This window comes from Streptomyces sp. NEAU-sy36 (assembly GCF_013423905.1).
Lineage (GTDB): Bacteria > Actinomycetota > Actinomycetes > Streptomycetales > Streptomycetaceae > Streptomyces > Streptomyces misionensis.
This window is the reverse complement of the sequence record NZ_CP058977.1, coordinates 6,997,275-7,021,795: the sequence shown is the minus strand read 5'-3', so window position 1 is coordinate 7,021,795 and position 24,521 is coordinate 6,997,275. Positions and strand designations below refer to the sequence as shown.

At 69.7% G+C, this 24,521-nt stretch carries 17 protein-coding genes, 1 tRNA gene and 2 pseudogenes; 17 read left to right on the top strand and 3 right to left on the bottom strand.

Features of this window, described 5'->3' with window-relative positions:
• Window positions 1-261: 261 nt before the first annotated feature.
• Both dcm and HZZ00_RS30565 read left to right on the top strand, forming a co-directional pair.
• Window positions 262-1,953, top strand: a complete 1,692-nt coding sequence (gene dcm / locus HZZ00_RS30570) for a DNA (cytosine-5-)-methyltransferase (RefSeq protein WP_180329429.1) — start codon at window positions 262-264, stop codon at window positions 1,951-1,953.
• A gap of 748 nt (window positions 1,954-2,701) precedes the next feature.
• Complete coding sequence (locus HZZ00_RS30565; protein ID WP_180329428.1) at window positions 2,702-3,148, top strand: very short patch repair endonuclease; 447 nt, start codon at window positions 2,702-2,704, stop codon at window positions 3,146-3,148.
• A 1,017-nt stretch (window positions 3,149-4,165) separates the two neighbouring features.
• Here the strand turns inward: HZZ00_RS30565 and HZZ00_RS30560 are convergent.
• The 3 genes and pseudogenes from HZZ00_RS30560 to HZZ00_RS30550 form a co-directional block, all read right to left on the bottom strand.
• Window positions 4,166-4,988 (bottom strand): annotated as a pseudogene (locus HZZ00_RS30560) (IS5 family transposase).
• A 90-nt stretch (window positions 4,989-5,078) separates the two neighbouring features.
• Window positions 5,079-5,721, bottom strand: a pseudogene (locus HZZ00_RS30555) (hypothetical protein).
• A gap of 239 nt (window positions 5,722-5,960) precedes the next feature.
• A tRNA-Arg gene (locus HZZ00_RS30550) sits at window positions 5,961-6,032 on the bottom strand.
• A 644-nt stretch (window positions 6,033-6,676) separates the two neighbouring features.
• Between HZZ00_RS30550 and HZZ00_RS30545 the strand changes: the two genes are divergently transcribed.
• The 15 genes from HZZ00_RS30545 (at window position 6,677) to HZZ00_RS30475 (ending at window position 24,475) form a co-directional block, all read left to right on the top strand.
• The gene (locus HZZ00_RS30545) at window positions 6,677-7,279 is read left to right on the top strand and encodes a response regulator (protein WP_180329427.1); all 603 of its coding nucleotides are present in this window, start codon (window positions 6,677-6,679) and stop codon (window positions 7,277-7,279) included.
• 502 nt (window positions 7,280-7,781) lie between these two features.
• Entirely contained in the window at window positions 7,782-8,768 is a 987-nt protein-coding gene (gene nrtL / locus HZZ00_RS30540) for an ArgS-related anticodon-binding protein NrtL (RefSeq protein WP_180329426.1), read from the top strand.
• A 53-nt stretch (window positions 8,769-8,821) separates the two neighbouring features.
• A complete protein-coding gene (gene lysA / locus HZZ00_RS30535; RefSeq protein ID WP_180329425.1) occupies window positions 8,822-10,213 on the top strand; it encodes a diaminopimelate decarboxylase in 1,392 nt (463 codons plus the stop codon).
• Between the two features lie 146 nt (window positions 10,214-10,359).
• Window positions 10,360-11,652: a homoserine dehydrogenase gene (locus tag HZZ00_RS30530; RefSeq protein WP_180329424.1), complete on the top strand. Its 1,293-nt coding sequence runs from the start codon at window positions 10,360-10,362 to the stop codon at window positions 11,650-11,652.
• A 6-nt stretch (window positions 11,653-11,658) separates the two neighbouring features.
• Complete coding sequence (gene thrC / locus HZZ00_RS30525; RefSeq protein WP_180329423.1) at window positions 11,659-12,717, top strand: threonine synthase; 1,059 nt, start codon at window positions 11,659-11,661, stop codon at window positions 12,715-12,717.
• A 290-nt stretch (window positions 12,718-13,007) separates the two neighbouring features.
• On the top strand, window positions 13,008-13,925 hold the full coding sequence (thrB, locus tag HZZ00_RS30520) for a homoserine kinase (RefSeq protein WP_180329422.1): 918 nt from the start codon (window positions 13,008-13,010) through the stop codon (window positions 13,923-13,925).
• A 405-nt stretch (window positions 13,926-14,330) separates the two neighbouring features.
• On the top strand, window positions 14,331-16,316 hold the full coding sequence (gene rho, locus HZZ00_RS30515; RefSeq protein WP_180329421.1) for a transcription termination factor Rho: 1,986 nt from the start codon (window positions 14,331-14,333) through the stop codon (window positions 16,314-16,316).
• A 345-nt stretch (window positions 16,317-16,661) separates the two neighbouring features.
• Window positions 16,662-17,795 carry an LCP family protein gene (locus HZZ00_RS30510; RefSeq protein WP_257585468.1) on the top strand — a complete coding sequence of 378 codons (1,134 nt, stop codon included), beginning with the start codon at window positions 16,662-16,664 and terminating at the stop codon, window positions 17,793-17,795.
• A 198-nt stretch (window positions 17,796-17,993) separates the two neighbouring features.
• Window positions 17,994-18,215, top strand: coding sequence for a 50S ribosomal protein L31 (rpmE, locus tag HZZ00_RS30505; protein ID WP_015657814.1), 222 nt, complete (start codon window positions 17,994-17,996; stop codon window positions 18,213-18,215).
• A gap of 108 nt (window positions 18,216-18,323) precedes the next feature.
• A complete protein-coding gene (prfA, locus tag HZZ00_RS30500; RefSeq protein ID WP_180329420.1) occupies window positions 18,324-19,391 on the top strand; it encodes a peptide chain release factor 1 in 1,068 nt (355 codons plus the stop codon).
• Window positions 19,392-19,429: 38 nt separating this feature from the next.
• Entirely contained in the window at window positions 19,430-20,275 is an 846-nt protein-coding gene (gene prmC, locus HZZ00_RS30495; RefSeq protein ID WP_070027833.1) for a peptide chain release factor N(5)-glutamine methyltransferase, read from the top strand.
• Window positions 20,276-20,325: 50 nt separating this feature from the next.
• Window positions 20,326-20,973 carry an L-threonylcarbamoyladenylate synthase gene (locus HZZ00_RS30490; RefSeq protein WP_070027832.1) on the top strand — a complete coding sequence of 216 codons (648 nt, stop codon included), beginning with the start codon at window positions 20,326-20,328 and terminating at the stop codon, window positions 20,971-20,973.
• Window positions 20,970-21,647: a protein-tyrosine-phosphatase gene (locus HZZ00_RS30485; protein ID WP_180329419.1), complete on the top strand. Its 678-nt coding sequence runs from the start codon at window positions 20,970-20,972 to the stop codon at window positions 21,645-21,647. The genes HZZ00_RS30490 and HZZ00_RS30485 overlap by 4 nt, the downstream gene beginning before the upstream one ends.
• A 93-nt stretch (window positions 21,648-21,740) precedes the next feature.
• Entirely contained in the window at window positions 21,741-22,979 is a 1,239-nt protein-coding gene (gene glyA, locus HZZ00_RS30480; RefSeq protein ID WP_180329418.1) for a serine hydroxymethyltransferase, read from the top strand.
• A 158-nt stretch (window positions 22,980-23,137) separates the two neighbouring features.
• Window positions 23,138-24,475 carry an MraY family glycosyltransferase gene (locus HZZ00_RS30475; protein ID WP_180329417.1) on the top strand — a complete coding sequence of 446 codons (1,338 nt, stop codon included), beginning with the start codon at window positions 23,138-23,140 and terminating at the stop codon, window positions 24,473-24,475.
• The last annotated feature ends 46 nt before the right edge of the window (window positions 24,476-24,521 follow it).

Sequence of the window (24,521 nt, the reverse complement as noted above, 5' to 3'; positions counted from 1 at the left end):
GCCTGGGGGGGCACAGGAGTGGCTTACTGTGCTGGTGAGTCTCTGTCGAGCGACCAAGGTCTGGTCGGCCGACGCTGGTACCCGACAGCTTGCTCACGACACCATGCTGACCTGGATCGACCTGCTGGCCGAGACTCGGCAGCGTGTTGTGTAGGCCGACGGAGCGTGTAGCTCCGCGGTGCTCTGGCAGCTGCGTGCTTTGCCACATGCGCGACGGCGTCGGCTCGACGAGTGACAGATGGGCGCGCTACTGTTCTTGCTATGCTAGAGACTCCCGGCTCAGTGCCCAGCCGCCCGCTCACCGCGATCGACCTTTTCTGTGGTGCGGGCGGGTTGACTCAGGGCTTCAAGTCTGTTGGTTTCGACGTTAAGTTCGCACTCGACCTAGACCAAGACTCCTGCGCTACGTACAAGCTGAACCATCCTGAGGTTGAGGTTGAGTGCGCATCGATCACTGACTTCACTCCGGAAGAGATCGCTTGGCGCGCTGGTGGACAAGTCGACGTGGTAATCGGGGGTCCGAGCTGCCAGGGTTTTAGCACCGCAGGTAGGCGTACGCGCTGGGTGGATGAGGCGGACGAGCGCAACGCCCTGTGGAAGCACATGCTGGCTGTTGTGAGTCACCTCCGCCCTAGGGCGTTTCTCATGGAAAACGTACCTGGCATGGTCTACTGGCGCGATGGTCAGTTCGGAAAGGTGATTCTCGAAGAGTTTGAGAAGCTAGGGTATTCGGTCTCTAAGGACATTCTCCTGGCGGCTGATTACGGTGTTCCGCAGCGTCGTCGTAGGCTTTTTATTGTCGGAATCCTGGGAGATGGTGAGTTTCAGTTCCCTCAACCTACCCACATGGGTGGATGGAGGCGGGACACTCTGCATCTGTGGGAGAAGAAGCGCAAAGAAAAGGGCCTGCTGAAGCATCTGACCGTTTGGGATGCGATTGGTGACCTGCCGCCTATCGAGGATGGGTCTGGACTGGTTGAACAGGCCTATGGAGCTGGTCGCAGGTCTACCCCGCTGAGTAAGACTTTGCGGAACGGAGCAAGGGTACTTCGTGATCACGAAGTGCAACCGCTCAGCGACGAGTATAAAAAGCTGCTCTCGCATGTACCCATCGGCGGAACCTGGCGGGACATTCCTCCATATCTGCTTCCTGATCGGTACCGGGGAATGCGTCGCACGGATAGCACCAATTTGCTAGGCCGACTTGATCCGAAACTGCCCTCGTACACGATTACGACCCAGTTCAGCAACGTGACTACAGGCTGCAATACACACCCGTATGAGGAGCGGCCTTTGTCGGTGCGCGAGGGTGCACGACTGCAGACCTTCCCGGACACTTACCGATTCGTCGGGAACCTAACTTCTAAATGCAGGCAGATTGGCAATGCTGTTCCTGTCCAGCTGGCTGCGGTGCTGGCTAGCGCGATAGCTAGCAGCGTGGATCGCCAGGTCGCGGTTGCTCATCACCAAGCACCGTCACCAGTGAAGCCGGCCCGCGTGCTTCCTCTGCCTCGATCGGCGGCCGAAGACGAGGCCGCCAGGTCCCAGCGTCGAGGTGCGGGTGACGGCGCTGAAGTGGAGCTGCGTGCCAATCTTCGAACCCGAGGGTTGGCCCATGCTGCTGACATCAAGCCTTTGGCCGGGATGCCACGAGTAGCACACATTGCATTTGATGCTGCGCGCGTGGCTGTGTTTGTGAACGGCTGCTTCTGGTACGGCTGTCCAGAACATGCCAGGGCTACCAAGTCGAACACCAAATGGTGGGCTGACAATATCGCAGAAAATAAGAGGCATGACGAGGAGAGCACAGCGCTCCTGGTTGCGGCTGGTTGGCAGGTACTGCACGTTTGGGAGCACGAGGATCCAACTACTGCGGCAGACCGAATTGTTGAAGTAGTTCGTGAGGCACTGAGCCGCGCGGAGCTGGTTGGGGTAGTACAGGAAGCCGTTTAGTTCGCACGCTTTCCGACTATCGCACTTTTGCGGATGCCTAGACGCTGGTGCAGCTAGGCAGGTGAGATATCAAGGCGTGGCAACGGTGGGTACTTCCTGCCGAGCGGGCTGGCATATCGCTCCTTTGGCTCGAAGACGTGAGGGTGCGGTGCCGGTGGCCGGCTCCGGCTGAGCTTGCAAACATTTCTAGTCGCCGCGCGTACGGAGTGGATCGGACGCCCTGAGCTCGGGACTGGTGACATCAGTCGGGCGGCGGTGCACTAGCTGCTGTACGGCGGGCGCCCGGGCAGCAACAACGGCGGGCGATTCGTCACTTTTCTGATTCGCCACCCTTAGCGTGCAGCGGTGGAAGGCTTCGGCTATGCAGAAGGTGACTGAAGCGCTCGCCGAGTGGGCACCGCGGACCAATGCCCGCCTACGGCGCGATCCTGTACCCCCACCAGTACGCGATCAAGTTCCTGACAGGGGCGATGAGGACGCTGTGTACTGCGCGCTGGCGGACGTGCATCTAGATGTTCATGGCATCCCGCGCCCGTAGCGCTTCCCCTCTGCAGGGCCGACTTCCATCAGCTTGGCGAAATCGTGTTACCTGCGGCTGGTTGTCGGACTGACCTGGGGCGGAGCAGGCGAGGGGCCCGACTGGTCGGGCCCGCCCCGCTCTCCGGGCCGGTTATCTAGGCTGCTCTGGAATAGGGCGATCTTCCTGTGAAACTGACCGACAGCACTGCGAGTGCGGGAGACTGGTTGCATGGCCTTTATGGTGCCCTCGTCTCCTGCCGTCACCGCCCGCATGAGCCGACAGCCGCGTCGGGACACACCTCAGGAGCTGGCTGTTCGAAGCATCCTTCATCATGGAGGACTACGGTATCGCACTCACTTCCGTGTACCTGGCATGCCCCGGAGAACCATCGATATAGCCTTCACCAGGCACAAGGTCGCGGTTTTCCTTGACGGCTGCTTCTGGCACAGCTGCCCCGATCATGGCTCCAGCCCGAGGACGAATGCAGAGTGGTGGCGGGCGAAACTGGACCGCAACATCAAGCGAGATCGCGAGACGACCGAGCATCTGTGTGGGTTGGGCTGGACGGTCCTGCGTTTCTGGGAGCACGAAGCGCCGGATGCTGTCGCCGAGTGCATCCGTGAGGTGGTGGAGACATGTGCGGCCCACGAGTCAGCGAGCTGTAACAAGACTTGACCAGATCCGGCAGGCCGATCACCCGGCTCCTGAGCCCTCTTCCGGCTCAGCCAGAGCCGCGCCCACCCGCTCCGGCTCGGCTTCGAGATCATCCACCCGCACCATCGCGGCCACCTGCCTCACTTTCAACACCGCCCGCACCGACGGCATCCGCCCCCGGGCTCGGTCAGCAACGGCCCGAGACTTCCGTGCCAGTCGCCATCTCATGACGGACCAGCACAAACCGCACGCAGGGTTCGGAAAGAGATTGACCTCTGAGTGAAGGGTAGGGGCCGTCGCCTCGGTAGGTCCGGCCCAAATCCGAGTGGCCTAGCCGCGCGCACATTGATCCACATGAGCCGTGCCCACGTTCTGAAGGCATTCCGCAGGCTCATAGCGCTAAACCTGGTGAGACGTCAAGTAGCTTGTGAATATCGGCGTTCGACTTGCACGGCGTCTTCATGAGGGCTGAGACCGCGTTTGAGATCTACTCGGATGTCAGCCATGCAGTGTACCAGTCGCGGAATTCCGGCCCTGGGGTCAGTCCACCCCAGGACCGGTCGTCGAGCCACACTTGTCCGGCATTGCTCCCCGTGACGACCAGGCGGGAGAAGGTGCCGCAGCCGGTCTCGCCGAGGACTAGCGTCCCCGCGACCGAGTAGTCGGCGTTGACTGCCGTGCCAGGTCCCGGCCAGGCCGTGGGGTGCGGGAACGGGGTGGCCAGGAAGCCCACGTGCAAACACTCTGCCGAAGGTCGTGCAGGGCCTCTTCATCATCGACTTCCTCTGCCAGGCCCAGGAGTCCGTAGTCCGGTCCCGCTCCGCCGCCGGCGACCGAGCTCAGGAAACCTCGATAGGAGGCGGGAAGGGTGACGCGGTGCAGATGCTCGAACGAGCGGATCGCCTCCTCCGCCAGGGGCGGCTGGAGTCGGAGAGGCGCTGAATCGGCGACGTCCGGGATCTTCCCGAGCCATCGCGGCAACACGAGAGCGCACCGAGACGCCGTCCCAAGTCCCGCTCGGGGCGGCAGCGTCACTGGTCACGCCCGAACCGTACCCTCGTCCGGCCTCACCCGGATCAATGGCTTGGGGCCCGGCCGTGTGGCGGGACGGCCGCGGGTGAGTCGTCGGACCATGACGTCGATCATTGCCCATCGGATCATGGTCTCCGATCGGGCGGGGCTGACCTCGTAATCCTGGGCCAGATGTCGGTGGGCGGTGAGCCACGAGAGAGGTACGTTCCACCGACCACCGCTTCGACTGGGCCTGGAAAGCGCGCTGATTGGGGTGCTTCCGGACGATCTCCAACTCGCGGCCGAAGGTCTGCGCGGCCCAGTCGACGAGGCGACCGGCAAAGCCCAGGTCAGCCCAGATCCTCCGGACTCCGGGGTGGTCGAGGCGAGTCCGCAACAGCGGGTGCCTGGCGCCGTCGCGGTCCTGGAGGTTCGCTGCCCCAACGTGGACCGCCAGGAGCAGGCCGAGGGTGTCGGTAACGATGAACCGCTCGCGGCCCTTCACCTTCTTGCCCGCATCGAATCCCCTGGTAGCGGCCGGGACGGTGTCGGCGGTACGGATCGACTGCGAGTCGATCAGCCTGGCGCTCGGGTCGGCGGTGCGGCCGTCGGCCTCACGGACCTGGCTGCGCAGGGCGTCATGGATCCGTACGACCGTACCGTCGTCGTGCCACCACGAGAAGTAGCAGTACACCGTGGGCCAGGGAGCGAAGTCGTTCGGCAACTGACGCCAGGCGCACCCAGTCCGCACCACGTAGAAGATCGCATCGATGATCCGCCGTCGCGGATGCTTCTCCCGCCGCCCGCCCTTCGGCCCCACCCGCGCGGGCGGCAGCAACGGCTCGACCAACTCTCACTGTTCATCCGCCAGGTCCGACGGATAGCCCCCACCAGCCACATCAGAGTCAACGATCACCCTGACCGCAAGGTACACAAGATCTCAAACACGGTCTGAGAGATCCGCCAGGACGATCTCCGGGTTCAACGGGCGGACCACTTCTTCGGTCAGCGGCCGGCAAGAGAAGACGTGACGAACGGCCTCCAGATCGACCGGGACCTCGTAGTAGTCCCCGGCCCATCGCTGAACGCTTCTGGGGTGCGATCCACCAGAAGCTGGAAGAGGTATCCGGCACCGTCTGGATCCTCGGTTGCCGCATCGGGAAAATCGATCGTTCCTGCCTTCCAGCGGTCGTCGGCTGTCTCCCACCACATACAGGCAGTGACGATGGGTATTCCGTCCTCATCCGAGAATGCCGGCTTCTCGACATACGGCCGGAAGACCTCAGGAACCTCGTCGAGCACCCCAGGTCATGGCCCGTCCTCTGCATAGGCACTCATGGGCGTCTCGTGATCGAATCCCCGCACGTAGGCGCCGACGGCCGAGAAAACGATGGGTTACTCATCGCCCCGCTCCGTTCCGCATGGAGGCCACCGACTCTGCCTCGGACCAGTGGTCGTTGAAGGAGTGGCGGCGGCACTCCCACTCAGGGCTCAGGACTGCCTCCAGGATGGCCATGGAGCGGCAAATGCTCACGGAGGACTGTTATCTCAGGCAGGTGTCGAGCAACGTCATGAACGGTCACCCGCTCATCCAAGCGCACGCGTCTGACACTTCAGGTTGCTGCCGGAGGAACACTGTCGCGCCGAGCCTGAAGGTCGCGGACAGTGCGCCTCACCTGGGACAACGCCCCAAGATCCCGTCCACGCCTCGTCCACAGCCCCCGACGTACGGCCGCTCCGAGCGGCACACGCCTGCACAAACACAAAGGCCCCGTACTCAGCGTTTCCGCTGTCACGGGGCCTTTCGGCACCTCACAACAGGTGCCCCCGGCAGGATTCGAACCTGCGCACACGGCTCCGGAGGCCGTTGCTCTATCCCCTGAGCTACGGGGGCGTGTCGGTCGCGGTGGGTTGTGCTCGCGGCGACGGGTAGAACATTAGCAGGTCCGGAGGGGTGATCAGGAACCCGTTTCCGGGGTGGGGCGGAAGAGGGGCTCCGCGCGGCAGTGTGGCCGGCCCTCGGGTGCCCTCGGGTTACGTGCCGGACGTGGGATCGAAGCGGGTTCCGGAGGAGGGGGCGGCCGACTCCGGATACCGACGAGCGATGTCCCGTCCGCCGGATCGAGCGCGCCCCCTGCACGGGATGGGGTCGAGCGCGCCCCTGGTGCGGGATCGAGGCGTCCCCAGTGCGGGGTGGAAGCCGCGTCCCCCGGCAAGGGCGGAAGTCGCCTCCCACCGCACGGGCTGGCAGTGCCGAGTCCTCCGCACGGGCTGGAAGCCGCGCCCCCAACACGGGCTGGAGTCGTCTCACCCGCACGCCCTGGAAGCCCAGTCCCCAGTACGAGCTGGCAACCACCCACCCGCACCAGCAGGACGCCGCCCCCTCGCACGGGCTGTAAGCCGCGTCCCCCGGCACGAAGCTGGAAGCCCCCCACAGCCCAAGCCGCCCCCCACAGCCCAAGCCGCCCCCCACAGCCCAAGCCGCCCCCCACAGCCCAAGCCTCCCCCACAGCCCGGAACCCCCGTCCCCCCCACGGGGTGGAAGTAGGGAAAACCCGGACGCGGTGGGTCGGGCGGACCTACTCTCGACTTGTGCCGGGCGCTTCGGGTCGGGTGCTTGTTGTGGACGACAACAAGGTCATCCGGCAGTTGATCAGGGTCAATCTCGAGCTGGAAGGGCTCGAGGTCGTGACCGCGGCCGATGGTGCCGAGTGTCTGGACGTGGTGCACCAGGTGCGGCCCGATCTCGTGACGCTCGACGTCGTCATGCCGCGGCTGGACGGGTTGCGCACTGCCGCCCGGCTCCGCGCCGATCCCCGGACGAACCATCTGCCGCTCGCCATCATCAGCGCGTGCAGCCCGCACGAGGTCGAGACCGGCCTCGGCGTCGGCGTGGACGCCTTTCTCTCCAAGCCCTTCGAGCCCGGCGAACTCGTGCGTGTCGTCAAGCGGTTGATCGTCAGCGGGCGGGCCGCGCGCGGGGGAGAGGGAGACGGGGAAGAGGGCGGGGACGGGCCGGGAGGGGGCCGGGGCGGTGGAGGGGGCGGTCGAGACGGTGGTGGCGACGGCCGCAGCGGTGACGACGCCAGTGACGACGACGGGCTCGCCGACGGGGTGGCCGGCGGCGTCTCCTTCGGGTGACTCCCCGCGTAGGTGACCTCTTGCGTGGATGACCTCGCATGTGGGTCACCTCTTGCGTGGGTGACCTCGCACGTGGGTCACCTCTTGCGTGGGTGACCTCGCACGAGGTCCCCCCGCGAGTGGCCCCCTGCGTGAGGAACTTCCCGCGTGGGTGGCCTCCCGGACTTCCCACCTGCCGCGGCTGAGTGCCCCGCGCGCCTCCGGTCCCGAGGGACCGGAGAAGCGGCGCCCCACCAAGCCCCGGGCCCCCGTGCCAAGCCCCGCCCCCCCCCGCGCCAGGCCCCAGCCCCCGCTCCACCGCCACACCCCCCGCCAAACCCCCGCTCCACCGCCACACCCCCCCCGCCAAACCCCCGCTCCCCCGCCAAACCCCCGGCCCGCCGCCTCACCCTCCCGCCAAACCCCCCGCCCACCGCCACACCCTCCCACCGAGAAAACGTCCCCCGTCTCACTGGGGAAACCTCCTCGCCCTCCCACCCCCCTCCTCCCCTACCCTTGTCCCGTGACCCCCGTCGAGCTCTCCCGTGTCGTCCTGGACGCGGTGCGCCGTGCCGTGGCGGAGGGGGAGCTCGGGGGTGAGGTTCCCGAGCGGGTCGTCGTGGGGGAGCCGGGGGCCGGGGGGTGCGGGGAGTACGCGACCAACGTGGCGCTCCAGCTCGCCCGTGCCGCCGGGAAGCCGCCGCTCCAGGTCGCCGAGATCCTGCGGCCCCGGCTCGTCGGGGCCGGCGGTGTCCGGGACGTCGTCGTCACCGGGCCCGGGTTCCTGAACTTCCTGCTCGAAGAGCGGGCCGATCCGCTCGGCGGGCTGGTCCGGGAGATCCGCCGAAGCGGTGCCCGGTACGGGCACGGTGACGCGCTCGCGGGGGAGGTCGTCGCGCTGCGGGTGCCGTACGAGGTGCGGGCCGAGGTCGTCGCCGACGCCGTCGTGCGGATCGTCGCCAGCCAGGGCGGGCGCGCCACCGTCGAGCACCGGGAGCCCGTCAACGTGCGGCCCGTGCCCGCGCCCGAGGACCCCGCGCCGCTCGGGCCCGACGCCGCCCGCTGGGCCCTGCTCCACCCCGCTGCGCACGACCGGCCCCGCATCACCGCCGACCACCTCGTCCAGCGCGAGGCGAATCCGCTGTTCCGGGTCCGGTACGCGCACGCCCGCGTCCGTGCGGCCGGCCGCAACGCCGCCCGGCTGGGCTTCGACGCCGAGCCCGGACGCCTGGGGGAGGGCGCGGCCCACTCCGACGCCCTGCAGTCCCCCCTTGCCGACTACCCCCGCATCCTCGCCGCGGCCGCCACCCATCGCGCCCCGGACCGGCTCGCCCGGCACCTCGTCACCGTCGCGGATGCCGTGCTGCCCTTTGTGACCTGCGTGCTTCCGCTCGGCGAGGAGAAACCCTCGGCCGCCCACCGCGCCCGGCTCGCGCTCGCCGAAGCCGCCGGGACGGTGCTGGCCGGCGGCCTGTCCCTGCTCGGCATCGACGCACCCGAACATCTCTGAGGCCACGAGCAGATGCGCCCCGGAGAGAGACAGAGAGTCTGAGAGCCACCGTCATGAGCCGTTCCGCCCATCCCGCCGGGCCCCGCCACGCCGACGTGCTTCCCGAGGGGCACTACTCCGCGCCGCCCACCGACCTCAACGTGCTCGACCACAAGGTCTGGGCGCAGACCGTCGGCCGCGGCGAGGACGGGGTCGTCACCGTCGGCGGGGTACCCGTGACCCGGCTCGCCGAGGAGTTCGGCACGCCCGCCTACATCCTCGACGAGGCCGACTTCCGGGCCCGGGCGCGGGCCTGGCGCACCGCGTTCGGGGCGAACGCCGACGTGTTCTACGCCGGGAAGGCCTTCCTGTCGCGCGCCGTCGTGCGCTGGCTCAGCGAGGAGGGGCTGAATCTCGACGTGTGCTCGGGAGGGGAACTGGCCACCGCGCTGTCCGCGGGCATGCCGCCCGAGCGCATCGCCTTCCACGGGAACAACAAGTCGGTCGCCGAGATCACCCGGGCCGTCGAGGCCGGTGTCGGGCGGATCGTGCTCGACTCCTTCCAGGAGATCGTGCGGGTCGCGCACATCGCGCAGTCGCTGGGCAAGCGGCAGAAGGCGCAGATCCGGATCACCGTCGGGGTCGAGGCGCACACCCACGAGTTCATCGCCACCGCGCACGAGGACCAGAAGTTCGGGATCCCGCTCGCCGGCGGGCAGGCCGCCGAGGCCGTGCGGCGGGCGCTCCAGCTGGACGGGCTCGAACTGATCGGCATCCACTCCCACATCGGTTCGCAGATCTTCGACATGTCCGGGTTCGAGGTCGCCGCCCACCGGGTCGTCGGACTGCTCAAGGACATCAGGGACGAGCACGGCGTCGAACTGCCCGAGATCGACCTCGGCGGCGGTCTCGGCATCGCCTACACCAGCGACGACGACCCGCGCGAGCCGCACGAGATCGCCAAGGCGCTGGGGGAGATCGTCGGCCGGGAGTGCGAGGCCGCGCGGCTGCGCACGCCCCGGATCTCGGTCGAGCCCGGGCGCGCCATCGTCGGCCCGACCGCGTTCACGCTCTACGAGGTCGGCACCGTCAAGCCGCTGGAGGGGCTGCGCACGTACGTGTCGGTGGACGGCGGCATGTCCGACAACATCCGCACCGCGCTGTACGACGCCGAGTACAGCGTCGCCCTCGTCTCCCGGGCCAGCGACGCCGAGCCCATGCTCGCGCGGGTCGTCGGCAAGCACTGCGAGAGCGGGGACATCGTGGTGAAGGACGCGTTCCTGCCGGCCGATCTCGCGCCGGGCGACCTCATCGCCGTGCCGGCCACCGGCGCCTACTGCCGGTCGATGGCCAGCAACTACAACCACGTGCTCCGGCCGCCCGTCGTCGCGGTGCGGGGCGGCGAGGCCCGGGTGATCGTCCGGCGGGAGACGGAGGAGGACCTCCTGCGTCTCGACGTCGGGTGAGCCGCCGGCCGCGGGGGCGGAAGATCTGCGGTCCGCCGGCCCCGCGTAAATGAAATAAACGTCTCAGGATCCGGACGAAGGGTAGAAACTCCCGTCCGGTGAGTGAGACTGGTCCAACCGTAGACGGTAAGAGGAAACGAGGTCGGATGATGCGTACGCGTCCGCTGAAGGTGGCGCTGCTGGGCTGTGGGGTTGTCGGCTCAGAGGTGGCGCGCATCATGACGACGCACGCCGACGACCTCGCCCAGAGGATCGGCGCCCCGGTGGAGCTCGCCGGGGTCGCCGTGCGGCGCCCGAGCAAGGTGCGCGAGGGCATCGACCCGGCCCTCGTCACCACGGACGCCACCGCCCTCGTCAAACGCGGCGACATCGACGTCGTGGTGGAGGTGATCGGCGGGATCGAGCCCGCCCGCTCGCTCATCACCACCGCGTTCGAACACGGTGCCTCCGTCGTCTCCGCGAACAAGGCCCTGCTCGCCCAGGACGGGGCCGCCCTGCACGCCGCCGCCGAGGAGCACGGCCGGGACCTGTACTACGAGGCCGCCGTCGCCGGCGCCATCCCGCTGATCCGGCCGCTGCGCGAGTCGCTGGCCGGCGACAAGGTCAACCGGGTGCTCGGCATCGTCAACGGCACGACCAACTTCATCCTCGACAAGATGGACTCCACGGGCGCGGGCTACCAGGAGGCCCTGGACGAGGCCACCGCGCTGGGGTACGCGGAGGCCGACCCGACCGCCGACGTCGAGGGCTTCGACGCCGCCGCCAAGGCCGCCATCCTCGCCGGCATCGCCTTCCACACCCGGGTGCGCCTCGACGACGTGTACCGCGAGGGCATGACCGAGGTCACCGCCGCCGACTTCCGCTCCGCCAAGGAGATGGGCTGCACCATCAAGCTGCTGGCCATCTGCGAGCGGGCGCGGGACGGGGCGTCCGTCACCGCGCGCGTGCACCCCGCCATGATTCCGCTGAGCCACCCCCTCGCCTCCGTGCGCGGCGCGTACAACGCCGTCTTCGTGGAGAGCGACGCCGCCGGGCAGCTGATGTTCTACGGCCCCGGCGCCGGCGGCTCCCCGACCGCCTCCGCCGTGCTCGGCGACCTCGTCGCCGTCTGCCGCAACAGGCTCAACGGCACGACCGGGCCCGGCGAGTCGGCGTACGCCGCGCTGCCCGTCTCCCCGATGGGCGACGTCGTCACGCGCTACCACATCAGCCTGGACGTGGCGGACAAACCGGGCGTGCTCGCCCAGGTCGCCACCGTCTTCGCCGAACACGGGGTGTCGATCGACACCGTTCGGCAGCAGGGCAAGGACGGCGAGGCGTCCCTCGTCGTCGTCACCCACCGCGCCCTCGACGCCGCCCTGTCCGGCACCGTCGAGGCGCTGCGCAAGCTCGACACCGTGCGGGGTGTCGCCAGCATCATGCGGGTTGAAGGAGAGTAACCAGCAATGACCCACCAGTGGCGCGGAATCATCGAGGAGTACCGGGACCGGTTGCCGGTTTCGGACACCACGCCGGTCGTGACGCTCCGTGAGGGCGGCACGCCCCTCGTGCCCGCGCAGGTGCTCTCCGAGCGCACGGGCTGCGAGGTCCACCTCAAGGTCGAGGGCGCGAACCCGACCGGGTCCTTCAAGGACCGCGGCATGACGATGGCCATCTCCAAGGCGAAGGAGGAGGGGGCCAAGGCCGTCATCTGCGCCTCCACCGGCAACACCTCCGCCTCCGCCGCGGCCTACGCCGTGCGGGCCGGCATGGTCTCCGCCGTGCTGGTGCCGCAGGGCAAGATCGCGCTCGGCAAGATGGGCCAGGCCCTGGTGCACGGCGCGAAGATCCTCCAGGTCGACGGCAACTTCGACGACTGCCTCACCCTGGCCCGCTCGCTGAGCGAGAACTACCCGGTGGCGCTGGTCAATTCGGTCAATCCGGTGCGGATCGAGGGCCAGAAGACGGCCGCCTTCGAGATCGTGGACATGCTCGGCGACGCGCCCGACATCCACGTCCTGCCGGTCGGCAACGCGGGCAACATCACGGCCTACTGGAAGGGCTACAAGGAGTACGCCGCCGACAAGATCGCCACCCGGACGCCCCGCATGTGGGGGTTCCAGGCGTCCGGCAGCGCCCCGATCGTGCGCGGCGAGGTGGTCAAGGACCCGTCGACCATCGCCACCGCCATCCGGATCGGCAACCCGGCCTCCTGGCAGTACGCCCTGGCGGCGCGGGACGAGTCCGGCGGCGCCATCGACGAGGTGACGGACCGTGAGATCCTGCGCGCCTACCGGCTGTTGGCCGCACAGGAGGGCGTCTTCGTGGAGCCCGCCTCCGCCGCCTCGGTCGCGGGTCTGCTCAAGGCCGCCGAGCAGGGCAAGGTGGACCCGGGCCAGCGCATCGTGTGCACCGTCACCGGCAACGGGCTGAAGGACCCCGACTGGGCCGTGGCCGGTGCGCCGCAGCCGGTCACCGTGCCGGTCGATGCGGCCACCGCGGCCGAGCGCCTCGGGCTGGCCTGAGGTACCGGGGCACACGGGAGACCTCCCGCCAGGGCCCCGCGGATCCCGGTACGCCCGGTCAGGTCCCGACGCGGTCCTGACCGGGTGCACAGGGGGCTTGCGACACGCATCGTGCGCCTCCTGTGCGCCCTATGTCGCTACTGAACCTTCCTTCGATACGCTGTACCGAACCCACTTGTTGCATATGCACTGCGCATAGGGGCAACGCCGCGCCGTCTGAGCGGCCGAGGGTCTTCCGTACGTATCGAATGTCTTTGACAGTCACGCAGCTCAAGGAGAGTCTTCGAGCGATGGCCGGTCCAGCCTTCCGTGCCGCCGCCGTCCGGGTGCGCACCCCCGCCACCAGCGCCAACCTCGGTCCCGGCTTCGACGCCCTGGGCCTCGCGCTGGGGCTGTACGACGACGTGGTCGTCCGGGTGGCCGACTCCGGGCTGCACATCGACATCGCGGGCGAGGGCAGCGAGACCCTGCCCCGCGACGAGCGTCACCTCCTCGTCCGCTCCCTGCGCACCGCCTTCGACCTGCTGGGCGGCCAGCCCCGGGGGCTGGAGATCGTCTGCGCCAACCGCATCCCGCACGGCCGGGGCCTCGGCTCCTCCTCCGCCGCCATCTGCGCCGGCATCGTGGCCGCCCGCGCCGTGACGATAGGCGGCGAGGCCCGTCTGGACGACGCGGCCCTGCTGGAACTGGCCACCGAGATCGAGGGCCACCCCGACAACGTGGCCGCCTGTCTGCTCGGCGGGTTCACCCTGTCCTGGATGGAGTCCGGCGCGGCCCGGGCGATCAGGATGGACCCCAGCGATTCCATCGTTCCGGTGGTTTTCGTGCCCGGGAAGCCGGTCCTGACCGAGACCGCCCGGGGACTGCTGCCGCGCACCGTCCCGCACGTGGACGCCGCCGCCAACGCGGGCCGGGCCGCCCTGCTCGTGGAGGCCCTCACCCGGCGCCCCGAACTGCTGCTGCCCGCCACCGAGGACCGTCTGCACCAGGAGTACCGCGCCCCGGCCATGCCGGAGAGCGCGGCGCTGGTGGAGCGGCTGCGGGCGGACGGCATCCCGGCCGTCATCTCCGGCGCCGGACCCACCGTCATGGCGCTCACCGACGCCGGCACCGCCGACAAGGTCTCCCACCTCGCGGGGGAGGGCTGGGCCGCCAACCGGCTGGACCTCGACATGCGGGGAGCGAGCGTGCTGCCGCTTGCGCCCTGACACACGGTTGCCGGATTTGGAGAGGGGGAATGTTTGTTGGATCCGGTAGTGTTAATCTCAAGTCTGCACCCGACCTCACCATGGCGAGGTGCCACGTGTCCCCGTCCGGGACAGACATTCTTCCGGGAGCCTCCCACGCCACTCCGTGTTCCGTGCGCCGTACCTGGGCAGTACGTCGGATGCGAGCACTGAGCGGGCCGCCGGGCATGCTCCGGAACCGGTGCTTCCACGCCACGTGACACCAGGTGTCACGGCTCGCGGAAGCGCCGTCATCGCACATTTTTCTTCCGCCGCGTTGGCGGACCACCGCCCCGGCACGGTTCACCGAAGACAGGACCGTAGCCGGACAGCACAACCGGTCGCCGAGCCAGACAGGCCGACGTCCGCTCCAGGGAAGGACCCTTCGTGAGCGACACCACCGATCTGATGGGCGCACGTGTCGAGGAGACCGCTGCCGCGCCCGCCACGGACGCCTCCGCGCCTGCCGCCGGTGCCGGCTCCCGGCGGCGCCGGGGTACCGGCCTTGAGGGCATGGTGCTGGCCGAGCTGCAGCAGGTCGCCTCGGGCCTCGGCATCAGGGGCACCGCGCGGATGCGCAAGAGCCAGCTGATCGAGGTCATCAAGGAGGCGCAGGCCCAGGGCGGCGCCCCCAAGGCCGAGGCCGCCGCCGAGACCAAGCCGAAGCGCCGGGCCACCTCCAAGGCCCGTACCGGCGAGAACGCCGCGGACGGCGAGCAGAAGGCGGCCAAGTCCGAGAAGCCGGCCGAGAAGGCCGCCCAGCAGCAGATCGAGATCCCGGGCCAGCCGGCCGGGGGCACCGCCCGCGCGGGCGAGGGTGACGACGCGCCGACCGAGCGCCGTCGCCGCCGTGCCACCGCCGAGGCGGGCAGCCCCGCCGCGGAGCCCGCGGCCGCCGAGGCGAAGACCGAGACCAAGTCCGAGGCGCCCGCCCAGCAGCCGCAGCAGCAGGGCGATGCCGCCAAGAACGACGCCGGTGACGGCGAGGGCCGCGGCCGCCGCGACCGCCGTGAGCGCGGCCGTGACCGTGACCGCGACCGCCGCGGCAAGGGCGACGACCAGCAGGGCGGCCAGCAGCGCCAGCAGGGCCAGCAGGGCGGCCGCCAGGACCGGCAGGACCGGCAGGACGACGACGACTTCGAGGGCGGCCGGCGTGGCCGTCGAGGCCGCTACCGCGACCGCCGTGGCCGTCGTGGGCGCGACGAGATCGTCGAGCCGCAGGTCGCCGACGACGACGTCCTGATCCCCGTCGCGGGCATCCTGGACATCCTCGACAACTACGCCTTCATCCGGACCTCCGGCTACCTGCCCGGCCCGAACGACGTGTACGTCTCCCTCGCCCAGGTCCGCAAGAACGGCCTGCGCAAGGGCGACCACATCACCGGCGCGGTCCGCCAGCCGAAGGAGGGCGAGCGCCGCGAGAAGTTCAACGCCCTCGTGCGCCTCGACTCCGTCAACGGCATGGCGCCCGAACACGGCCGCGGCCGCCCGGAGTTCAACAAGCTCACGCCGCTGTACCCGCAGGACCGCCTCCGCCTGGAGACGGACCCGGGCGTGCTGACGACCCGCATCATCGACCTCGTCTCGCCCATCGGCAAGGGCCAGCGCGGTCTGATCGTGGCCCCGCCGAAGACCGGCAAGACCATGATCATGCAGGCGATCGCCAACGCGATCACGCACAACAACCCCGAGTGCCACCTGATGGTCGTCCTCGTCGACGAGCGTCCGGAAGAGGTCACCGACATGCAGCGGTCGGTCAAGGGCGAGGTCATCTCCTCGACCTTCGACCGTCCGGCCGAGGACCACACCACGGTCGCCGAGCTGGCCATCGAGCGCGCCAAGCGCCTGGTGGAGCTGGGCCACGACGTGGTGGTGCTGCTCGACTCCATCACCCGTCTGGGCCGCGCCTACAACCTCGCCGCCCCGGCCTCCGGCCGCATCCTGTCCGGTGGTGTCGACTCGACCGCGCTGTACCCGCCGAAGCGGTTCTTCGGTGCCGCGCGCAACATCGAGGACGGCGGTTCGCTGACCATCCTGGCGACGGCGCTCGTGGACACCGGCTCCCGCATGGACGAGGTGATCTTCGAGGAGTTCAAGGGCACCGGCAACATGGAGCTCAAGCTCGACCGGAAGCTCGCCGACAAGCGCATCTTCCCGGCGGTGGACGTGGACGCGTCCGGCACCCGCAAGGAGGAGATCCTGCTGGGCGCCGAGGAGCTGGGCATCGTCTGGAAGCTGCGCCGGGTGCTGCACGCGCTGGACCAGCAGCAGGCGATCGAGCTGCTGCTGGACAAGATGAAGCAGACCAAGTCGAACGTCGAGTTCCTGATGCAGATCCAGAAGACCACGCCGACCCCCGGCAACGGCGACTGATCCGCGCACTGCCCGAAGAGGCCGTTCCCCGTCCCGCGCGGACGGGGGGCGGCCTCTTCGCCGTACCGGGCGGGAAAGTCCCGGCGAGAGATCTTTGCCACAAGGGACACGCTCCGTGCCGGTTCCGGCACATACGACGACCGGTGTCGAAAGCGCAGGTGAGCGCCGTACGTCCGGCGCATTCGACTACGCACGGTGCCCATCGCCGCACGCGGTGGGCACCGTGCGTTGTGCAACGCTGTCCCGAGTTTCTCCGTCCCAGTGCACGGAGGGACGATGGAGCGGTGATGACCGCGCCTGTCCCTGACAGCAGGGGGTAACCGATCGACGAGACCTAGGAGTGCCGTGTCCGCCGAGAGCATGCCGGATCCCGCGATGAACCAGCCGAGCGCCAAGGGGGCCGGCCGAGGGGGCAAGGGGCGGCGCCGCAAACCGCGCAGCGCCGGCCGCAAGACGCTGCTGGCGACGGCCTGGGTGGCCGCGGGCGTGGTGGTGCTCGGCGGTGCCGGAGCCGGTTACGTGTACTTCAAGCTCAACGGCAACCTGCACAGCGTGGACATCAACCAGATGCTCGGCACCGACCGGCCCGAGAAGGTCGACAACGGCTCCGAGAACATCCTGGTCCTGGGCTCGGACACGCGGGCCGGCGGCAACCGGAAGCTCGGCGGCGGCACGGACGACGGCAGCGCGCGCTCCGACACCGCGATGATCGTGCACGTCCACGCCGGCCACAAGAAGGCCGACGTGGTCTCCATACCCCGGGACACCCTCGTGGACCGCCCCGAGTGCACCGACACCAAGGGCACCGCGCACCCGGCCGCGACCGGCGTGATGTTCAACGAGGCGTACTCCGCCGGGGGCGCGGCCTGCGCGGTCAAGACCGTGGAGTCGCTCACCGGCATCCGCATGGACCACTACCTGGAAGTCGACTTCGCGGGCTTCCAGAGACTCATAGACGACCTCGGCGGCGTCCCGGTCACCACGACCCGGGCCATCGACGACCCGCAGAGCCACCTCGACCTCCAGGCCGGCACCCACACCCTGAACGGACAGCAGGCCCTCGGCCTGGTCCGCACCCGGCACGGCGTCGGCGACGGCTCCGACCTCGGCCGCATCCAGCTCCAGCAGGCCTTCGTCAAGGCGCTCATCGGCCAGGTCAAGAACGTCGGCGTGTTCAGCGACCCCAAGAAGCTGTACGACCTCGCCGACACCGCCACCAAGTCCGTCACCACCGACTCCGACCTCGGCTCGGTCAACTCGCTCATCGAGTTCGCGAACGGCCTCAAGGGCGTCGGCACGAAGGACATGACGATGGTCACCATGCCCGTGCGGTACGACCCGGCCAACCCCAACCGCGTGCTGCTGGAGAAGTCCAAGGCCCAGCTGGTCTGGAACGCCCTGCGCGCCGACCGTCCGATCCCGCGGTCGGCCACCGAGGGCACCGCGACGGGCCAGGCGAACGGCGTGGTGTCCTCCTGAGGAACGGGCCGGGGAACGGGCCGAGGAAGGGGCCGGGCAGGGCCGGGGACCCCCCTTCCGGGACCCGCGGAATAGATCGCACGGGGCCTCGGTTTTGGGGGATGGCCCCAGTCCTGGCAGACTGGTACGTCGGCCCCGGTTCACGTCCCCGCAGCCCGCGGCGGCGACCCGGTGCCCTCCCGGAATCTAGGAGACACCTTGAAGCGCGACATCCACCCCGAGTACGTCGAGACGCAGGTCAGCTGCACCTGTGGCGCGTCGTTCACCACCCGTAGCACCATCGAGTCCGGCACCATCCGGGCCGAGGTCTGCTCCGAGTGCCACCCGTTCTACACGGGCAAGCAGAAGATCCTCGACACCGGTGGCCGTGTGGCCCGCTTCGAGGCCCGCTTCGGCAAGGCTGCCGGCTCCAAGAAGTAGCGAGCCCCAGACCGCCGGTCCACGGCCGCACGTCCGCGAGGCGTGCGTCCGGGACCGGCGTTTTTGGTCGCCCGCCCCTTCCCTTCACCGCAGTACAGGAGCCGCAAGATGTTCGAGGCCGTCGAGGAACTCGTCGCCGAGCACGCCGATCTGGAGAAGAAGCTCGCCGACCCGTCGGTCCACGCCGATCAGGCGAACGCGCGCAAGCTGAACAAGCGCTACGCCGAGCTGACCCCGATCGTCGCCACGTACCGCTCCTGGAAGCAGACCGGCGACGACATCGACACCGCGCGCGAGCTGGCCGCCGACGACCCCGACTTCGCCGCCGAGGTCAAGGAGCTGGAGCAGCAGCGCGAGGAGCTGACCGAGAAGCTGCGCCTGCTGCTGGTCCCGCGCGACCCGAGTGACGACAAGGACGTCATTCTGGAGATCAAGGCGGGCGCGGGCGGCGACGAGTCGGCGCTGTTCGCCGGCGACCTGCTGCGCATGTACCTGCGCTACGCCGAGCGCGTCGGCTGGAAGACCGAGATCATCGACGCCACCGAGTCCGAGCTGGGCGGCTACAAGGACGTCCAGGTCGCGGTGAAGACCCGCGGGCAGACCGAGCCCGGCCAGGGCGTGTGGGCGCGGCTGAAGTACGAGGGCGGCGTGCACCGGGTGCAGCGGGTGCCGGCCACCGAGTCCCAGGGCCGTATCCACACCTCCGCCGCCGGTGTCCTCGTCACCCCCGAGGCCGAGGAGGTGGACGTGGAGATCAACCCCAACGACCTCCGCATCGACGTCTACCGCTCCTCCGGGCCCGGCGGGCAGTCGGTCAACACCACCGACTCCGCGGTGCGCATCACCCACCTGCCGACCGGTGTGGTCGCCTCCTGCCAGAACGAGAAGAGCCAGCTCCAGAACAAGGAGCAGGCCCTGCGCATCCTGCGCTCCAGGCTGCTCGCCGCGGCCCAGGAGGAGGCCGAGCGGGAGGCCGCGGACGCCCGCCGCAGCCAGGTCCGCACCGTCGACCGCTCCGAGAAGATCCGCACGTACAACTTCCCGGAGAACCGCATCTCCGACCACCGCGTCGGCTTCAAGGCGTACAACCTGGACCAGGTCCTGGACGGCGACCTGGACGCGGTGATCCAGGCCTGCGTCGACGCCGACTCCGCGGCGAAACTCGCCGCGGCGTAAGGCAACCACGAGGACCTGCAGACTTCCGGAGGACTTGCGTGAACCTGCTGCTTGCAGAGGTGGCCCAGGCCACCCAGCGGCTGGCCGACGCCGGCGTGCCCTCGCCGCGCAACGACGCGGAGGAGCTCGCCGCGTTCGTGCACGGCGTCAAGCGCGGCGAACTGCACTCCGTGAAGGATGCGGACTTCGACGCCCGGTACTGGGAGGTCATCGCCCGGCGTGAGCAGCGCGAGCCGCTCCAGCACATCACCGGGCGGGCCTACTTCCGCTATCTGGAGCTCCAGGTCGGGCCGGGCGTCTTCGTGCCCCGGCCGGAGACCGAGTCGGTGGTCGGCTGGGCCATAGACGCCGTGCGCGCCATGGACGTGGTCGAGCCGTGCATCGTCGACCTGTGCACCGGCTCCGGCGCCATCGCGCTCGCCCTCGCCCAGGAGGTGCCGCGCTCCCGGGTGCACGCCGTGGAGCTGTCGGAGGACGCGCTGCGCTGGACCCGCAAGAACGTGCAGGGGTCCAGGGTGGACCTGCGCCAGGGCGACGCCCTGACCGCGTTCCCCGACCTCGACGGCCAGGTCGACCTGGTCATCTCCAACCCGCCGTACATCCCGCTCACGGAATGGGAGTACGTCGCCCCCGAGGCCCGCGACTACGACCCGGAGCTGGCGTTGTTCTCGGGCGAGGACGGCCTCGACCTGATCCGCGGCATCGAACGCACCGCGCACCGGCTGCTGCGCCCCGGCGGGGTCGTCGTCATCGAGCACGCCGACACCCAGGGCGGCCAGGTGCCGTGGATCTTCACCGAGGAGCGCGGCTGGGCCGACGCGGCCGACCACCCCGACCTCAACAACCGGCCGCGGTTCGCCACCGCCCGCAAGGCGCTGCCGTGAGCAGCCCGACGTCTTCATTTCCGCAGTACCCGTACGAGGAGGCCCGCTAGATGGCACGGCGATACGACACCAACGACGCGACCGACCGCGTGACGGGTCTGCGCGAGGCCGCGTCCGCCGTCCGCCGTGGCGAACTGGTGGTGCTGCCGACCGACACGGTCTACGGCATCGGCGCCGACGCGTTCTCCTCCGAGGCCGTCGGCGATCTGCTCGCCGCCAAGGGCCGGGGCCGCACCATGCCCACCCCGGTGCTCATCGGCTCCCCGAACACGCTGCACGGCCTGGTCACCAACTTCTCCGAGCAGGCCTGGGACCTGGTGGACGCGTTCTGGCCGGGCGCCCTGACGCTGGTCGCCAAGCACCAGCCGTCCCTCCAGTGGGACCTCGGCGACACCCGGGGCACGGTCGCGGTGCGGATGCCGCTGCACCCGGTCGCCATCGAACTGCTCACCGAGGTCGGCCCCATGGCGGTCTCCTCCGCCAACCTCACCGGCCACCCGGCGCCGGAGAACTGCGACGAGGCCCAGGGCATGCTCGGCGACTCCGTCTCCGTCTACCTCGACGGCGGGCCCACCCCGGCCAACGTGCCCTCGTCCATCGTCGACGTCTCCCGCGACGTGCCGGTGCTGCTGCGCGAGGGCGCCCTCTCGGCGGACGAGCTGCGCAAGGTCGTACCCGACCTTGAGGTGGCGAATTGACGGCCCCTGAAGCGGGGCGTGGCATAGGCATCGGGGAGAGCGTCGCGGAGCAGACGACCACCTTCGGTTTTCCGCGTGACACCTTCCGCATCCTCCACGTCAGCACCGGCAACGTGTGCCGCTCGCCCATCACCGAGCGGCTGACCCGGCATTTCGTCGCCGAGCGGCTCGGCGTACTCGGCGGCGGGCTGATCGTGGAGAGCGCGGGCACCTGGGGCCACGAGGGCGCGCCCATGGAGGCCAACGCGGAGACCGTGCTGGCCGAGTTCGGCGCGGACGCCTCCGGCTTCACCGGGCGGGAACTGCTGGACGAGCACGTCATCTGCGCCGACCTGGTGCTGACCGCGACCCGCGACCACCGCGCCCAGGTGATCTCGATGGGGCACTCCGCGGGCCTGCGCACGTTCACCCTCAAGGAGTTCACCCGGTTGGTCCGGGCGATCGACCCGGCGACGCTGCCGCCCCTGGAGGACGGCCTCGTCATGCGCGCCCGCGCCCTGGTCCGCGCGGCGGCCGCCCTGCGCGGCTGGCTGCTGGCGCCCACCGCGGAGGCGGACGAGGTCTACGACCCCTACGGTGCGCCCCTGACGTTCTTCCGCTCCATCGGGGACGAGATACGGGACGCGCTGGACCCGGTGGTGACCGCGCTGACCGGCGTGCCCGCGCACAGGTAGCGGCAGGGGGCGGGCACGCCCGTCATGTCGGGCGCCGCGCACGTCCCCGGCCTACATTGGGGATACGTCACCCCCGACCGCCCGGAGTCCCTCATGTCGGTCACCATCCCGTACGAGGCCGATGTGCTGCGGGCACAGGACCCGGAGCTGGCCGAGATCCTCGCGGGGGAGCTGCGGCGGCAGTCGACGGCGCTGCAGCTGATCGCCGCCGAGAACTTCACCTCGCCGGCGGTGCTCGCCGCGCTCGGCTCACCGCTCGCGAACAAGTACGCCGAGGGATACCCGGGCGCCCGGCACCACGGCGGCTGCGAACTCGTGGACATGGCCGAGCGGCTCGCCGTGGAGCGGGCCAAGACGCTGTTCGGCGCCCGGCACGCCAATGTGCAGGCGCACTCGGGCTCCTCGGCCGTCCTCGCGGCGTACGCGGCTCTGCTGCGCCCCGGCGACACCGTGCTGGCGCTCGGACTGCCGTACGGCGGTCACCTCACCCATGGCTCGCCGGCCAACTTCTCCGGCCGCTGGTTCGACTTCGTCGCGTACGGCGTCGACGCCGAGACCGGGCTGATCGACCACGACCAGGTGCGCCATCTGGCGCGCAACCACCGGCCGAAGGCGATCGTGTGCGGGTCGATCGCCTATCCGCGCCACATCGACTACGCCTTCTTCCGTGAGGTCGCCGACGAGGTCGGCGCCTATCTGATCGCGGACGCCGCGCACCCGATCGGCCTGGTCGCCGGCGGTGCGGCGCCGAGCCCGGTGCCGTACGCGGACCTGGTGTGCGCGACCACCCACAAGGTGCTGCGCGGCCCGCGCGGCGGCATGATCCTGTGCGGCGGCGAGCTGGCCGAGCGCGTGGACCGGGCGGTGTTCCCGTTCACGCAGGGCGGGGCGCAGATGCACACCATCGCCGCCAAGGCCGTCGCGTTCGGCGAGGCGGCCACCCCGGCGTTCGCCGCGTACGCCCGCCAGGTGGTGGTGAACGCGCGGGCGCTGGCCGCCCGGCTGGCCGCCGAGGGCTTCGCCGTCACCACGGGCGGCACCGACACCCACCTGATCACCGTCGATCCGGCGCCGCTCGGCACGGACGGCCGTACCGCCCGCGGCCGGCTCGCGGCCGCCGGGATCGTGCTGGACTGCTGTGCGCTGCCGCACGGCGACGGCCGGGGCCTGCGCCTGGGCACGGCCGCGGTGACCACCCAGGGCATGGGGGAGGCGGAGATGGCGCGGATCGCGGAGCTGGCGGCCGCGGTGGTGCGCGGCCGGGCGGAGCCCGCCGGGGCGCGGGCCCGGGTGCGCGAGCTGACCGGCGCGTTTCCGCCGTATCCCGGCTGACCGGCGGGATCGCGCCCGTCGGGGGCAGACGCGAACCAGGACAAGGCACCGGCACGGCGAGGTGTGCAACCATCCTGGCTACCCGTCAGTCCCCATCCATATACACCCGCCGCTAGGCTGTGGGGCTGTGATGGCCAGCGAGACCTGTGGGGAAGCCCGTGCGTGAATACCTGCTGACGCTCTGCATCACGGCCGCGGTGACGTACCTGCTGACCGGACCGGTACGGAAGTTCGCGATCGTGGCGGGGGCGATGCCGGAGATCCGGGCGCGGGACGTGCACCGGGAACCCACTCCGCGCCTCGGCGGGATCGCGATGTTCTTCGGACTGTGCGCGGGCCTGCTGGCGGCCGACCATCTCTCCAGCCTGAACTGGGTCTTCGAGAAGTCCAACGAGCCCCGGGCACTGCTTTCCGGCGCCGCGCTGATCTGGCTGATCGGCGTCCTGGACGACAAGTTCGAGATCGACGCCCTGATCAAGCTCGGCGGCCAGATGATCGCCGCCGGCGTCATGGTCATGCAGGGTCTGACGATCCTGTGGCTGCCCATCCCCGGCGTCGGCAACGTGGCGCTGACCCAGTGGCAGGGCACGCTGCTGACCGTCGCGCTGGTGGTCATCACCATCAACGCGGTGAACTTCGTGGACGGCCTGGACGGTCTCGCGGCCGGCATGGTGTGCATCGCGGCGGCGGCGTTCTTCCTGTACGCCTACCGCGTCTGGGTCTCCTACGGCATCGAGGCCGCCGCCCCCGCCACGCTGTTCGCGGCCATCCTGATGGGCATGTGCCTGGGCTTCCTGCCGCACAACATGCATCCGGCGCGGATCTTCATGGGCGACTCGGGGTCGATGCTGATCGGCCTGGTGCTGGCGGCCGGCGCCATCTCGATCACGGGCCAGGTGGACCCGGACGTGATGAACCTGTTCTCCGGTTCGGAGCGCGAGACCGTCCACCAGATGGTGCCGGTCTACATCCCGCTGCTGATGCCGCTGACGATCATCGCCGTGCCCGCCGCCGACCTGGTGCTGGCGATCGTGCGCCGCACCTGGCGGGGCCAGTCGCCGTTCGCCGCGGACCGCGGGCACCTGCACCACCGGCTGCTGGAGATCGGCCACTCGCACAGCCGCGCGGTGCTGATCATGTACTTCTGGTCGGCGCTGATCGCCTTCGGGGCGCTGGCGTACTCGGTGAACTCCGCGTCGATGTGGATCGTGCTGGGCGTGGTGTTCCTCAGCGCCGTGGGCCTGGTGCTCCTGCTGCTGCCGCGCTTCAGGCCGCGGGTGCCGGTCTGGGCGCAGCGCTTCGTGCCGCCCCGGTACCGCCGCCGCGCGGTCACGGGCACGGAAGCGGAGGTGTCCACGGCGGCCGCGGAGGACGGCGCGGACGCGGCCGGGGAGGCGCCGGGGAGCGACGAGCGGGCCCCGGTCACGGCCGGTGTGGCCGGCGTCAACGGAGCGACCGCTATCGGCACCCATGGGCGTTTTCTCGATCGTTCCTGAGACGGTCAAGGTAAGAATCTGACGAGAGCATTGCCAAGTCGTGGGG